The following is a 14,786-nucleotide window of genomic DNA, read 5'->3' on the forward strand; positions in this document are numbered from 1 at the left end:
TTCATATTCGTGAAGCTGTCAAGCTGTTTCACGTTCGGGAATGAACGTCAGCGTTCGAAGGCGTCCAGCATTCGGTACCAGGCGATGGTCGCGGCAACGCCGACCTGCCGAAAGGCGTGAAACGGAATCGGCCGGATCGGCGAGATCGGGAACGGCAATTGCCTGGTGTCGCCGCTCGACAGGTAGGAGGCGATGCGCTCGCCAAGGGCGGTCATCAGGCCGATGCCGCGGCCCTGGCAGCCAACCACCGCCAGCAGACCCTTCTCTGGCTCGTGGATATGCGGGAGATGGTCCGGCGTCATTGCAACCCGGCCGAACCAGCGCTTTTCAATGGCCACGTCGGACAGCGCCGGGTAGAGTCGCAGCAGCGCGCGTTCCAGATGCGCCCAGTCGGCCGGGCCGTTCGGCAAGGCCATGCGGCCGCGTCCGCCAAGCACCAGCCGACCATCGGCACTCTTGCGGTAATAGACGAGGATGCGGCGCGAATCCGAAACCGCCTGCCCCTCCGGCAGGATCGCCGCCGCGAGATTGGACGATAGCGGCGCTGTCGCGATCTGAAAGGAATGCAGCGGGACGATCGTCTCGGCGAGGCCGGGAAGCAGGCCGCCAGTATAGGCGTTGGTCGCCAGGACGACCGCCCTGGCCTTGAGTTCGGCGCCGCTTTCCGTGGCAACGTGCCAAATACCAGCATCCTTGCTGATCTGCATCACGTTCTGGCGCTCGGCGATCTTTACGCTTGCCGCTGCAGCGACGCGCGCCAGTTCCGACGTGTAGGCGAGCGGATCGATGACGCCGGCACGGCGATCGAGCCAGCCGCCGAGATAGCCTTGCGCGCCGGTCATCGTCGCGATCTCCGTCCCGCTCAGCAACCGGACATCGGCGCCCCGCGCCCGCCACTGCCGATCCCGATTCGCCGCCGCTATCAGCGCGGTCTCGGTGTGCGCGGCCTGAATCCAGCCATTGCGAACGAACGGCACCGCCAGTTTTTCGTCGCGGATCAATTCGAAGACGGCGTCCGCCGTCGAGGCGGCAAAGTTGACGAGCGCCTCACCGCGTTCGAGAGCAAAATGCTCCAGCAGCCAGTCCGGATCGTATTTCAGGCCAGGAATAACCTGACCGCCGTTCAGACCGGACGCGCCATTGCCAATTTCGCCGGCCTCCAGCACCTGGACCGCAAGGCCGAGCCGGGCAGCGTGCAAGGCCGTTGACAGCCCCATGATGCCGCCGCCGACGATGACGACATCGACGCATTGGCCGGCTGGAAAAAGCGACTGGAACGCGGTGGCTGTCCGCGGCTTCTGCCAGATTGGGTCGGAAAACCGTAAGAGCAAGCGTCACCTGGAGACTTCAGTAGGTGAAAAACCCTAGCGACGGTTTCATTATTTTGAAAGAGCGTTTTCCGTCGCCGTTGGCGCACGTCAGGCTCGATCAAGGTCCAGCGATGCGAAGACCCAAAGAATTGACAAAGCTCGCCCTGCAAGCGGGATAGACCTTTGGCGGGAATTTGTTGAAAGTGCCGCGGCCGAAGGACAAGACAACAGGAAATACAAGCCATGACGAACGCCACACATTTGCCCGCCGAAGGCCTCTTCGTGGGCCGCGCCCGGGCGAGCGATGCTTCCCATCCGCTGGTGGTCACGGTGCGTGACGGCACGGTCTTCGACATCATGTCAAATGTGGCACCGACCGTACGCGACGTTTGCGAATTGCCGGATCCGGCAGCGCACGTCCGCTCGGCAAAGGGGCGGCCGATCGGCCCGCTCGATGCCATTGCGGCCAACAGTTTCGAGACAGCGCGCGATCCGGGGAAACCGTACCTGCTGTCCCCCGTCGACCTGCAGGCGATCAAGGCGTCTGGCGTCACCTTTGTCGTCAGCCTGCTCGAACGGGTGATCGAGGAGCAGGCGCGCGGTTCGGCGGAAAAGGCCGACGCCATTCGCGCCGACATCGCCGGGCTGATCGGCCACGACCTGTCGAAGCTCAAGCCCGGCTCGCCGGAAGCGATGGAGATCAAGGCCAAGCTGATTGCGCGCGGCGCCTGGTCGCAATATCTGGAAGTCGGCATAGGCCCCGATGCCGAGATCTTCACCAAATGCCAGCCGATGGCCTCGGTCGGCTTCGGCGCCGATGTCGGCCTGCATCCGGTTTCGACATGGAACAATCCGGAGCCGGAGATCGCCATGATTGCTGCGAGCAGCGGCAGGATCGTCGGGGCGACGATCGGCAACGACGTCAACCTGCGCGACGTCGAGGGGCGCTCGGCGCTGCTGCTCGGCAAAGCCAAGGACAACAACGCTTCGGCAGCACTTGGCCCCTTTATCCGGCTGTTCGATGAGACATTTTCCATCGGCGACGTGAAGCAGGCGATCGTACGGTTGAAAGTCGAAGGCGAGGATGGGTTCTCGCTGGAGGGCGCCAGTTCGATGGCCGAGATCAGCCGCTCGCCAGAAGAGTTGGTCGCCGCCGCCATGGGGCCACATCATCAATACCCGGACGGGCTGGCACTCTATCTCGGCACGATGTTCGTGCCGTCGAAGGATCGCGGCGAAACAGGCAAAGGCTTTACCCACAAGGTCGGCGACATCGTCACCATATCGTCGGAGAAGTTCGGTGCCTTGGTCAACCGCGTGCGGCTGTCACCCGACTGCCCACACTGGACCTACGGCGCCAGCCATCTGATGCGTGACCTCGCAAGGGCCGACCTCATCTAGTCCCCCAGCCTCACATCCGATAGATCTAGAATTCTCTGATTGGAAATTACCTGCTCGTCGGCATTCGGGAGAGTCCATTGATCGTCGCTCTTGAGGGCAAGACCCTTGTCGTTACCGGCGGGACGCAAGGGCTTGGCGAGACCATCGCCCGGCTGGCCTCAGCCGGCGGCGGCGAAGGGATCGCCATTGTCGGCCGCAATGCCGAGCGTGGCGCACGCATCGCCGAAGAGCTTTCACGACCAAGCCGGCCCGTCGTCTTCATCCAGGCCGAGCTTGGAGATCCGGCCGCGCCTGCAGCTGTCATGGCGGAAGCGATCAAAAGACTCGGCCGCATCGATTGTCTGGTGAACGCTGCGGCCCTCACCGACCGGGCCTCGCTGGAAACTGGCACAATCGACGACTGGGACAGGTTGTTTTCCGTCAATGCGCGCGCGCCGTTCTTCCTCATGCAAGCGGCCGTAGCCGACATGAAGACACGGCAGGCGGCGGGCGCCATCGTCAACATACTGTCGGTGAATGCGCATTGCGGTGCGCCGGACCTTGCCATCTATTCCGCCACCAAGGGCGCGCTTTCGACGCTGACCAGAAACATTGCCAACGCGCATCTTTCCGATCGCATCCGCGTCAACGGCATCAACATGGGCTGGGTAGCGACGCCGGCCGAACAAGAGATGCAGGCGCGCACGCTGGGCAAGGGCGAAAACTGGGCAAAGATCGCCGCCGCCGGCCTGCCGCTTGGTCGATTGCTGACCATGGACGAAGTCGCCCAGCTAACGCTGTTCCTGCTCAGCGACGCCTCCGGGCTGATGACCGGGACGCTTATCGACCTAGAGCAATCCGTGCTCGGCGCGCCGCCGCGCGGCATTGCGTGACGGTCGCAGGGCCGATCGTCGGCCGCCTGGAAAATATCAGCCAAACTGATGCAATCTGATGGGATTGCTGATGGCGTCGTGCATTGCGCCAACGTCCATTGGCGGATGGAGGCTTGCCATCGATCGAAAAAGGGAATGCTCTAATGCGCCCAGGTCGACGCTGGCAAAATGCGCACCACCGTTTTGGCCGCGCACGGCCTTTCGCGGTGATCGTCGTCGGAGGAGGAGTTCGGTTCAAATGGGAGGAAATCACATGCTGACGAGGCTAAGACTGCTTGTACTTGGCTTGGTAGTGGCGCTGGCCATTCCGGCCGCGGCACAGGCCAAGACGTTCTACTGGATTTCGCATGGCGGCCCGGCCGATCCGGTCTGGACCTACTTCCTTGCCGGGGCCAAGCAATGGGCGGCGGACACCGGCAACACTGTCAACACATCGTTCCACAATGGCGACGTGGCGTCGCAGCAGGAGGCTATTCGCGCCGCGATTTCCGCCAAGGCCGACGGCATCACCACGACCAGCCCTGATCCGGGCAGCCTTGTCGAGATCGTCAAGGAAGCGCGGGCGGCGAACATCCCGATCATCAACTTCAACACGCCCGACCCGAAGGCGGACTTCAACGCCTATGTCGGCGGCGACAACGTCACCTTCGGCAAGCACTGGGCGCAGTATCTGGTCGACAAGGGCCTGGTGAAGAAGGGCGACTTCGTCTGGATGCCGGTCGAGATTCCCGGCGCCACCTATGGCGTCCAGGAAGAGGAAGGCATCAAGAGCGTGTTCGAGCCGCTCGGCATCACCTACGAAATCACCGAAGCGACGCTCGACCAGGCCGAAGTGATCAACCGCATGGTCGATTACCTCACCGCCAACAGGGCCAAGGTCAAGGCGGTTATCGGCCTCGGCGACCTGGTCACCGGTTCGATCAAGCGAGTGTTCGACCAGGTCGGCGTCAAGCCGGGCGAAATCCCGGTCGTCGGCTGGGGCAACTCGCTCGACACCACTCAGGAAGTGCTGAACGGCTACGTCAATGCCGCGCAGTGGCAGGATCCGCAGGCGACCAGCTACGTCGCGCTCTCGCTCGCCAACATGGCGGCAAGCGGTATCCCGCCAGGCTTCGACGTGATCACCGGCGCGCTCTACGAGAAGGACACCGCCGCGGTATACGACAAGATCCTGTCCGGCAAATAGGTCCGCGATCGAGTTGGTCACGGCCGCTTCGGCGGCCGTGACCGTCTCATCATTCCGCCGAACCGCTTGCGGTCTCGGCCAAATCCAATCCTATCGCGGGTCCAAGGTGGAAAATCGTTCTCTTATCCAACGCTCGATCGCGCGGCCTGAGTTCGGGCCGTTCGTGCTGCTCGTCATCGAGATCGCCGTGTTCTGGGGCATCAACCACGACTTCCTGTCGCCGCAAAACATCTCGAACACGCTGGCCTTCACGGTCGAACTCGGGCTGATCGCGCTGGCGATGACGCTGTTGATGACATCAGGCGAATTCGACCTCTCGGTCGGCTCGGTGTTCGGCTTCTCGCCGGTCCTGATGTGGACCTTGTTCAACAGCGGCGTCGCCTCGCTCGAAGCCGCCTTCGTCGTTGCGCTGGTGGTCGCTGCCTTCATCGGACTGGTCAATGGCTGGTTCGTGACGCAGCTCAAGATCCCGTCCTTCCTGGTGACGCTTGGCATGCTGCTGGTGGTGCGCGGCACCGCTTTGTTCGTCACCAGCGGGTTTCCGCAGCGGACCTGGAGCGCCGAGGGCAGCTGGCTGGCGGAAGCCCTGGTCGGCGATTTCTTCATCGGGCCGTTCCGTATCTATATGTCGCTGTTCTGGTTCATCGCCGCCGCAATCGCGCTCGGCTACGTGCTGACGCAGAGCCGGACCGGCAACTGGATCCAGGCGGCCGGCGGCAACCCGAGTGCCGCAAGGGCGCGCGGCGTCAATGTCAGCGGCGTCAAGATCGGCCTGTTCATCCTGTCGTCGATCCTGGCCTCGCTCGCCGGCGTCATCTCCTCGCTGCGTACCTCGGCGGCCAACCCCAACAGCGGCACCGGCTACGAGCTCGAAGTCATCGCCATGGTAGTGATCGGCGGCACGGCGCTGACCGGCGGGCGCGGCACAATCATCGGCACGGTGCTCGGTATCCTGATCCTGCGCGTGATGCGCAACGGCATCGTGCTGATCGGTGTGCCGGGCCTTGCGTACAACATCTTCATCGGCGCCATCATCCTCGGCATGATGGCGCTCCACTCATGGCTGGAACGCCGGCATCAGGCAGGGACTTGAACCATGGCCGAACCGCTTGTCCGCATGGAAAATATCCGCAAGTCCTATGGGCGCGTGCAGGCGCTGGTTGATGCCAATTTCCATGTCAACGAAAGAGAGATCGTCGGACTGCTCGGCGACAACGGCGCCGGCAAGTCGACGCTGATCAAAGTGCTGTCGGGCGCGGTCCCGCTGACCAGCGGCGACATCTTTATCGGCGGCAAGAAGGTGAATTTGCGCAGTACCAGCGACGCCATCGCCCATGGCATCGAGACGATCTACCAGGATTCCGCGTTGGTGACGCAGCTGTCGATCGCCCGTAACCTGTTCCTCGGACGCGAGCCGATCAAGCCGCCGCGTTTCCTCAACCGCATGGACCAGGAGGCGATGAACGTGGTTGCCCGTGACCTGCTCAAGCAGGTCGGCATCTCGAAGAACATCCCGCCGACGACGCCGATCGGCTCACTCTCCGGCGGCGAGCGGCAGGCGGTGGCGATTGCGCGCGCCATGCATTTCGACAGCGACCTTATCATCCTAGACGAGCCGACCAACAATCTCGGCGTCGCCGAAACGCAAGGGGTGCTGAGCTTCGTGCGCAGTGCCCGCGATTCCGGCCATTCCTGCATCTTCATCGCCCACAACATCCATCATGTCTTCCAGGTGGTCGACCGCATCGTCGTCATGCGCCGCGGCAAGGTGGTCGCCGACGATATCGACCCGAAGAAGACCAGCGTCGCCGAAGTCGAGCGCGTCATCACCGGCATGTCGGACAAGGAGATCCGTGACGCGCTGGCCGAGGGCACGCAACGGCCCGGGTGAGCAGCCGGGCCGGGCTTATCGTCGAGGCACTGGATCGCATCGCCACATGGTTGCGACATGAAAGCCACCGTTTCGGATATTGCCAGGAGCTGCGGCCTGTCGACCGCGACGGTCGACCGTGTGCTCAACAACCGGCCGGGGGCGAGTGCCGCCAACCGGCAGCGCGTGATGGAGGCGGCCAAGCAGCTCGGCTATCTGCCGGTCGTCGACCAGGTCGCGTTGCCCTCGCGGCCGGCACATCTCGAATTCTTCCTGCCGATGGGCAGCAATGCCTTCATGGCCGATCTGGCCAGGCACATCGAGGATTATGCGGCGCGCCTGCCGCTGGTCGCCTCCTGCCGCATCCACAAGCTCGCCGGCATCTCGCCGAGTGCCTTGCAGATGGCCGTCGAAAACCTCTCGCTCAAGGCGAACGGTGTCGGCGTCATCGCCATCGACCATCCGAGAACGCGCAACATCTTGCGCGAGATCGTCGAGGCCGGCATCCGCCTGGTCACGCTGGTGTCCGACGTTCCCGGCGCGCCGCGCTCAGCTTATGTGGGCATCGACAACAGGGTGGCCGGCCGCACCGCGGCGCTGCTGATGGGACGGTTCCTCGGCGGCCGCCAGGGCCATCTGGCGATGGTGGTCGGCTCACGTTCCTATCGCGGCCACGAGGAACGCGAAATGGGCTTTCGCTCGGTGCTCGGCGAGGAGTTCCCCAATCTGACCGTCACCAGCGCCGTCGAGATCAACGACGAGCCGGAGGTCAGTTATACCGCGACCATGAAGGCGCTGCACAACGAGCCGGAGCTGCTCGGGATCTACTGTATCGGGGCCGGGCGCTCGGGCGTGGCAAAAGCATTGCTCGAAGCCAGGCCGCGGACGAAGCCGGTGTTCATCTGCCATGACCTGACGCGCGAGACGCGCGGCTATCTGGTCGACGATCTGCTCGACGTCGTCATCGACCAGAATGCGCGGCTGATCGCCGAACAGTCGGTCATTCGCCTGCTCGGCTCGATCGCCTCGTCGGCGCCCTATCTGACGCGGAAATTCATCGAGCCGCGCCTGATCTTCAAGGAAAATGTCCCGGTGCAGTGATGTCGTGCGGGGGCGATGGTCGCTCGGGCCTTGATCGTTAAAATTCGGTTGATACCGCAAATCTGCACATCACCTATGCAACTTTTGTGGTTGCCGAATCATTGGGCAATTGATAGTTTCGCAGGTGTCGGCCATCTACTCCTCCCAGATGCGATGCCGACGCTGAGTGCGGTACACCTCCTCCCGTGCCGTATTCGAAATCGAGCCCGCTGCCACCTCCTCCCGGCAGCGGGCTTTTTTTGTTCCGGCGCCGGGATAGCGGGCGATGCTGGGGGGCGTTACTAGCATCGAACACGGCTGTTGATCCGCAAATCGTTGAGCTTCGCCGCGGCTGTCGGGCAGAATCCTGTCACACTTGTCACTCTCACCGGTTCGCCTGCGGCCCTATCCTGCCTCACGACCAGCAAACAACGCCGCGCCAGCAATGCTGCTGCGGAGGATCGGCAAGGGAGACGCGAGATGGCACATCGCGATGGGACGAGACATCCCCCGGCGGCACGGCGCGCAATCGAAACGCCGCGGATCGTTTCGCCGCTTGCGAGATTATCTGGCCCTGAAAGAAGTGATCAGGCCTTCCGCCATGCGGACGAACTGCGCGCTCGGGCCCTCGGCGCCGACGCTTTGCAGGCTGACGCGGGCGCCCTCGAGCAGAAGCGACAGCGTATCGGCGAGAAGCTCGGCCTGTCCGATACCCGCATCGCGACACAGCGAGACCAGACGCTCGCGCTGCGCTTCCTTGAGTTCCTTGATCACTTGCCTTGCCGGATGATCGGCCTCGCTCAGCTCGATGGCGGCGTTGGCCATGTCGCAACCGCGGCGATCCGACATCAGGCAATCGGCCGCCATCCTGACCCAGGCGTGCAGCTGCGCCAGCTTGTCGCCCGGATTCTCCGCCTCGAACTTCTCCCACATCGCGTTGGCGCTGCAGGCGGTCGCCCGCAGACATTCGATGATCAGGTCGTCCTTGGACTCGAAATGCCGGTAGAGCGTCATCTTGTTGGTGCCGGCGGCCTCGGTGATGGCGTCGATGCCGACGCCGCGAATGCCATGCTTGTGAAACATGTCCCGTGCCGTCTCCAGGATCCTGTCCCGGGGGCGAACACGCTCCACAACACCGTCTGTCATCAAAACCTCCGTGATTGCGTTTCCGAAATTCCCTCGGTGCACCTCTTGACTAGGGTGTTACCGGTCTGTAACGTTAGAGATGTTACTTACCTGTAACACCCGCATTGCATTATGTCAAATTCGCAAGTGCCGGTCATCAGCCCCGCCCCGATCGGCAAGGGGACGAACCGCACCTCACGGCCTCGGCCGGCGAGCAAGAGAACACCAGATCCGCGGCTCGCCACGGATCGCCAAAACCAGGAGCCGCTTCGATGTCGCAGCGCAATGATCTGACGATCGATGAAGTCGTGAGGGATCCGATGATCCGCATGCTGATGAAAGCCGACCGCGTCGACCCGCGGTCTTTCGAGGCGATGCTGCGTGCGCTGGCGGACGAGCAGGCCGAGCGCCGCAATGCGCCGCGTCGTCCCCTGCAAGATTTCGGCTTTCTCGAAGATTCCGGCTCTACGCGCAGCCGGCGGCTGTCCAGGGTGGCCAAGGCCTTCGGCCGGGCCAGAGCATCGGGCGAGGCGTGCATCTCATGGTAAACTTCTTCATCCATCGTCCGATCTTTGCGTCGGCGATCGCCATCATCATGGTGCTCGCCGGGGGGATCTCTTATTTCCTTCTGCCGGTCTCGCAATTTCCCGACATCACGCCGCCCCAGGTCGTGGTCAGCGCCCACTACCCGGGCGCCAGCGCGCAGGTCGTCGCCGACACGGTGACGACACCGCTCGAACAGCAGATCAACGGCGTCCAAGGCATGATCTATATGTCGTCGTCGAGCTCCAATGACGGCTCGTCGACGATCACCATCACCTTCGACGTCGGCTACGATCTGAGCACGGCGGCCGTCGACGTCCAGAACCGCGTTTCGCAGGCGGCTTCCTCGCTGCCGGCCATCGTCAATCAGGGCGGCGTGACGATCAAGAAGCAGAACCCGAACTTCGTCCTGATCGTCGACCTCACCTCGCCGGACGGTTCCGTCAATCCGGTCGCGCTGAGCAATCTCGCCTATCTGCAGGTGGTCGATCCGCTGAAGCGCCTGCCCGGCGTCGGCGACGTGCAGATCTTCGGCGAGCGGCGCTATTCGATGCGCATTTGGCTCGACCCCGACAAGCTCGCCAATCTCGGCATTACTGCCGTCGACGTGCAGAACGCCGTCGCCGAGCAGAACGTCCAGGTGGCGGCCGGCAAGATCGGGCAATCACCGGCTCCAACCGGCACTGCCTTCGAGATGCAGGTCAACGCCGTCGGCAGGCTGAGCGATCCCAAGGAGTTCGGCGACATCGTCGTGCGGGCCAATACCGCCAACGGCTCGCTGGTCAGGCTGCGCGACGTTGCCCGCATCGAACTCGGTGCGCTGCAATATTCGTCGTCGGCCTTCTTCGGCAAGGACCCGACGGTGGTGCTCGCGGTCTACCAGATGCCGGGCTCCAACGCGCTCGATCTGCAGCAGCGCGTCAAGGACAAGATGCAGGAGCTGTCGGCCCGTTTCCCGAAGGGCGTCAGCTACGCCATGCATTACGATACGACACGTTTCGTTTCGGCCTCAATGCACGACGTGCTGATCACGCTCGGCGAAGCGCTGGTCCTGGTCGTCGCCGTGGTGTTCATCTTCCTGCAAAGCTGGCGCACCACGATCATCCCGACGATCGCAATTCCGGTGTCGCTGGTGACGACGCTGGCCGTCATGCATATGCTTGGCTTCTCGCTGAACATGCTCAGCCTGCTCGGCATGGTGCTGGCGATCGGCCTCGTCGTCGACGACGCCATCGTCGTCGTCGAGAATGTCGAACGCCAACTTGAGGCCGGCCTCAAACCTCTGGCTGCCACGCGCACGGCGATGGCCGAGGTCACTGGCCCGATCATCGCCACGACCGCCGTGCTGATGGCCGTGTTCGTGCCGGTCGCCTTCATTCCCGGCGTGTCCGGCCGACTCTACAACCAGTTCGCCCTGACCGTGGCGATCTCCTTCGGCATCTCGGCCTTCGTCTCGCTGACGCTTACCCCGTCGCTCAGCGCCGCCTTCCTGCGCCACCGGCCGGAAACACAGTTCGTGCTGTTCCGCTGGTTCAACATGGGCTTCGAGCGGCTGGCGCATGCCTATGCGAATGGCGTACGCATTCTCATCCGCCTGCGCTGGATCATGCTCGGCGTGTTTGCGGCCGGACTTGTCGCGACCTATTTCGTCTGGCAGCGCCTGCCGTCGACCTTCCTTCCGGTCGAGGACCAGGGCTATTTCTTCGTCGTCATCCAGCTCCCCGACGGGGCCTCGCTGGAACGCACCGATGCAGTGGCGCAAAAGGCGCGCGACATTCTGCAAAACACGCCCGGCGTCGACATCGTCGGCTCGATCAGCGGCTTGAACTTCCTGACCAGTGCCGCGCAGTCGAACTCGGCGGTCGAATTCGCGATCCTGAAGCCATGGGACGAACGCGGCCCCGACCAGAGCGCCTCGAAGCTCGTCGCCGACGTGCGCAACAAGCTGCTGCAAATTCCGGAGGCTTTTGCGCTGAGCTTCGACCCGCCGTCGATCCCGGGCATCGGCACCACTGGTGGCTTCGAGTTCCAGGTCGAGGACCTGACCGGCCGCGGCAGCGTGGCGCTCAACGATGCGACGCAAGCGGTGATTGCCGAGGCGCGCAAGCAGCCGGAGCTCAACCCGCAGCAATTGTTCTCGTCGTTCTCGACCTCGACGCCACAGTTCAACTACGATCTCGATCGCGCCAAGGCGAAGCTGCTCGGGCTCAACCTGCCGGACGTCTTCAACACGCTGCAGATCTATCTCGGCTCGCTCTATGTGAACGATTTCAACCTGTTCGGCCGCACCTTCCGGGTGACGATCCAGGCCGACAAGGACTCTCGCGCCGGTCCGGCCGACATATCGCGGCTCTATGTCCGCAATGCGTCGGGTGGCATGGTGCCGTTGAGCACGTTGGGCAAGCTTGTGCCGATCGTCGGCCCCGAGACCGTGCCGCATTACAACAACAATGCGTCGGCGCTGATCAATGGCGGCGCCGCCCCCGGCTTTTCGTCCGGCCAGGCGGTGGCGGCAATGGAGCGTGCCGCTGCCACGGCATTGCCGAGAGATTTCGGCTACGAATGGACCGGCATCACCTATCAGGAGCTCAAGGCAGGATCGATCGCATCCGTCGTCTTCGGCCTTGCAATCGTCTTCGTCTTCCTGATCCTCGCCGCGCAGTATGAGAGCTGGGCGATGCCGTTCATGGTGCTGCTGGCGGTGCCGCTCGCATTGTTCGGTGCGTTCGTCGTGCTGTGGCTGCGCGGCATGCAGATCGACGTCTATTCGCAGATCGGCTTCGTCATGCTGATCGGACTGGCGGCCAAGAACGCGATTCTGATCGTGGAGTTTGCCCGGCGTCGGCGCGAAGAAGGCCTCAGCATCGTCGACGCCGCAATGGAAGCGGCGCGGCTTCGGCTGCGACCGATCCTGATGACCGCCTTCGCCTTCATCCTCGGCGTGCTGCCGCTGATGTTCGCCACAGGTGCGGGTGCCGCAAGCCGGCAGTCGATCGGCACCACCGTCTTTGGCGGCATGGTCGCGGCGACGATCCTGTCGCTGGTGTTCGTGCCGGTCTTCTATGCGGTGATCGAGCAACTGCGCGAGCGCCGCAGCGAGAGCGAACCGGTTTCCGAAGCGACCGAACAACCAACTGCCGAACCCGCCTTCGAGCCCCTGGCCGAAGCGGCTGAATAGGACTGGAGAATTGATCATGCGTAAATGGAAAATCGCGCTGGGAACGGCCGTCGCCCTTGGGGCGATTTCGGTGGCGAGCGTTCACCTGCTCGACATGGGCAGCCTCAGCCTCAACGCCGGCACAGCCGGGGCGGCAACACCCAAGCCGGAAGCCTTCGTCATGCCGGTGCCGGTGGTGAGCGTCGTCAAGAAGACGATCCCGATCTATCTCGACTACGCCGCCCGGGTGGAGCCGATCCGCAGCATCACGCTGCAGGCGCGCGTGCCGGGCTACCTGCAGGAGCAGGTCGCCATCGACGGCAGTGACGTTGCGAAGGGCGACCTTCTCTACAAGATCGCCCCTGAGGATTTCCAGGCTGCCCTTGAGCAGGCGAAGGCGCTTATCCAGCGCGACACGGCAACACTCGACTATGCGCGCTCCAATCTCGGGCGCGGCAGCGAGCTCGCCAAGAGCGGCTATCTCGCCAAGGACGTGTTCGACCAGCGCACCAGCACCTTGCGTGAGGCTCAGGCCTCGCTCGCCGTGAACCAGGCCGCCTTGCGCACCGCCGAGCTCAATTTGAGCTATACCGAAATCCGCGCCCCGTTCGCGGGACGCATCGGACGCAGCCAAGCATCCGTTGGAACGCTGGTCAGCGTTGCCGGCACGGTGCTCAATTCGCTGGTGCAGCTCGATCCGATCTACGTCACCTTCAATCCGAGCGAAACGGACCTGACACAGATCGAGGAAGCCCGGGCCGCGGGACCGATCAGTGTCGATGTCCTGCTTCCCGGTGAAACGGAACCGCGCCAGAAGGGCGATCTTACCTTCATAGACAACTCGATCGATCGCTCGACCGGCACGATCACGGCACGGGCGACGATCGGCAACGCCAAGTTCACGCTGCTCCCCGGCCAATATGTCCGCGTCCGGCTGCACGTCAAAGAGCAGCCCGATGCGCTGATGGTACCGCAGACGGCACTCGGCTCAGGCCAGCTCGGCAAATACCTCTATGTCGTCGGCAAGGACAACACGGTCGACCAGCGTATCGTTTCGCTCGGACCGACCAATGGCGATCAGGTCGCCATCTTGAGCGGTGTGGCCGAAGGCGACCGGGTCATTACCGGCAATCTGCAGAAGATCGGCCCGGGAATAGCGGTCTCGCCGCTGCCCGAGAAACCGGCCACCTGATAACCCCCATCAGGTCCGGTCCCGCGGCGCCCTCGGCTCCCACGCCAAGGGCGCCGTTTTGCTATGTTTCGTTTTACGCAATTCCTTGGGGAAAGCGCTACATACGCCGGCTTCGAGAAGCCGGCGTGATGTTCAGCGGGGTCGGTTTTTGCGGCCGTGCGGCCTGACGGCCTTGCCTGCGCCGCAAGCCGCCGGCCAAGCGGAAGTCAAGAAATCCACGACCCGCCTCTTGTAAGATTGTCGACAATCTGTTTTTCCTTTCGGTTTGCTGGAGCAGCCGGAATGGCAACGCTGGATTTCAGTCCGATCGCCGACACCACAAGACGCGCCGAGATCGTGGCGCTGCTCCGGCGGGCGATCCTGACCGGCCAGTTGGAACCGGGGCAGAAACTCAACGAACTCAGGATTTCCGAGCAGATGCGGGTGAGCCGCGCGCCGCTGCGCGAGGCGATGCGCGAATTGGTGCAGGAAGGCATCCTGACCAGCATCCCCTACGCCGGAACCTTCGTCATCGACGTTACCGCGAAGGATATCGACGATGTCTATTCGCTCAACAAGGTGCTCGACGAATTCGCCATCGCGCGGACCTGGCCGCTTCGCGACCAGCGCTTCTTCGACGAGCTCGACCGGCGCCATGCGGCGGTGAAGCAGGCGACGCGCGAACTGGACACGACGCGGCAGATCGAAACGGCGCTGCAACTGCATGGCCTGATCCATGAATGGGCCGATAATTCGGTGCTCCTGGAAACCTGGCAGCGGCTGACCAGCCGGCTGCAGATGTATTTCGCGCTGCACCAGCGGGCGCGCAACGAGCCGGTGCCTGCCGAAGATGCTCACGAGACCTATGTGCGGCTGCTCAAGGGCAGCGACATGCGCGCTGCCCAGCGCCACGCCAAGGAGCACATCGATTTCGATTTCGAGGCATTGCTCGCCTATGCGCGCGGGCTGGAACAACGGGGCTCAAAGGGCGCCGACGCCAATCGTACCGGCCGCCTAAAGGCCGTTGAGCCAGACAATTCTGGTGGTCATCCCGGAAAATAGGCAACGGAC

General features: G+C 63.3%; 12 protein-coding genes. 10 read left to right on the plus strand and 2 right to left on the minus strand.

Annotated elements, in window-relative coordinates:
- Positions 1-47: 47 nt before the first annotated feature.
- Positions 48-1,331 carry an NAD(P)/FAD-dependent oxidoreductase gene (locus tag NKH80_RS04915; RefSeq protein WP_352505272.1) on the minus strand — a complete coding sequence of 428 codons (1,284 nt, stop codon included), beginning with the start codon at positions 1,329-1,331 and terminating at the stop codon, positions 48-50.
- Between the two features lie 222 nt (positions 1,332-1,553).
- Here NKH80_RS04915 and NKH80_RS04920 point away from each other — a divergent pair, with 222 nt between their 5' ends.
- The 6 genes from NKH80_RS04920 (at position 1,554) to NKH80_RS04945 (ending at position 7,740) form a co-directional block, all read left to right on the plus strand.
- Positions 1,554-2,711, plus strand: coding sequence for a fumarylacetoacetate hydrolase family protein (locus tag NKH80_RS04920; RefSeq protein WP_352505273.1), 1,158 nt, complete (start codon positions 1,554-1,556; stop codon positions 2,709-2,711).
- 77 nt (positions 2,712-2,788) lie between these two features.
- Entirely contained in the window at positions 2,789-3,583 is a 795-nt protein-coding gene (locus NKH80_RS04925; protein WP_254820394.1) for an SDR family oxidoreductase, read from the plus strand.
- 253 nt (positions 3,584-3,836) lie between these two features.
- Positions 3,837-4,769 (plus strand): sugar ABC transporter substrate-binding protein, encoded by a 933-nt coding sequence (locus NKH80_RS04930; protein ID WP_352505274.1) that lies wholly within the window; start codon positions 3,837-3,839, stop codon positions 4,767-4,769.
- A 106-nt stretch (positions 4,770-4,875) separates the two neighbouring features.
- The gene (locus NKH80_RS04935) at positions 4,876-5,862 is read left to right on the plus strand and encodes an ABC transporter permease (RefSeq protein ID WP_254820392.1); all 987 of its coding nucleotides are present in this window, start codon (positions 4,876-4,878) and stop codon (positions 5,860-5,862) included.
- Positions 5,863-5,865: 3 nt separating this feature from the next.
- Positions 5,866-6,660 carry an ATP-binding cassette domain-containing protein gene (locus NKH80_RS04940; protein ID WP_352505275.1) on the plus strand — a complete coding sequence of 265 codons (795 nt, stop codon included), beginning with the start codon at positions 5,866-5,868 and terminating at the stop codon, positions 6,658-6,660.
- Between the two features lie 57 nt (positions 6,661-6,717).
- Positions 6,718-7,740 (plus strand): LacI family DNA-binding transcriptional regulator, encoded by a 1,023-nt coding sequence (locus tag NKH80_RS04945; RefSeq protein WP_352476602.1) that lies wholly within the window; start codon positions 6,718-6,720, stop codon positions 7,738-7,740.
- A gap of 543 nt (positions 7,741-8,283) precedes the next feature.
- On the opposite strand, the gene NKH80_RS04950 is transcribed toward NKH80_RS04945, so the two are convergent.
- Positions 8,284-8,865 (minus strand): TetR/AcrR family transcriptional regulator, encoded by a 582-nt coding sequence (locus NKH80_RS04950; RefSeq protein ID WP_031211029.1) that lies wholly within the window; start codon positions 8,863-8,865, stop codon positions 8,284-8,286.
- Between the two features lie 251 nt (positions 8,866-9,116).
- On the opposite strand from NKH80_RS04950, the gene NKH80_RS04955 reads away from it, so the two are divergent.
- From NKH80_RS04955 to NKH80_RS04970, 4 genes are all read left to right on the plus strand, one after another.
- Positions 9,117-9,392 (plus strand): hypothetical protein, encoded by a 276-nt coding sequence (locus tag NKH80_RS04955; RefSeq protein ID WP_352476600.1) that lies wholly within the window; start codon positions 9,117-9,119, stop codon positions 9,390-9,392.
- On the plus strand, positions 9,386-12,565 hold the full coding sequence (locus NKH80_RS04960; RefSeq protein ID WP_352989979.1) for an efflux RND transporter permease subunit: 3,180 nt from the start codon (positions 9,386-9,388) through the stop codon (positions 12,563-12,565). Before NKH80_RS04955 ends, NKH80_RS04960 begins: the two co-directional genes overlap by 7 nt.
- Positions 12,566-12,581: 16 nt before the next feature.
- Positions 12,582-13,736 (plus strand): efflux RND transporter periplasmic adaptor subunit, encoded by a 1,155-nt coding sequence (locus NKH80_RS04965; protein ID WP_352989982.1) that lies wholly within the window; start codon positions 12,582-12,584, stop codon positions 13,734-13,736.
- 282 nt (positions 13,737-14,018) lie between these two features.
- Entirely contained in the window at positions 14,019-14,777 is a 759-nt protein-coding gene (locus NKH80_RS04970) for a GntR family transcriptional regulator (protein WP_352505278.1), read from the plus strand.
- Positions 14,778-14,786: the final 9 nt, after the last annotated feature.

Origin of the sequence: Mesorhizobium sp. M0904, assembly GCF_040319475.1 — a bacterium.
GTDB lineage: Bacteria > Pseudomonadota > Alphaproteobacteria > Rhizobiales > Rhizobiaceae > Mesorhizobium.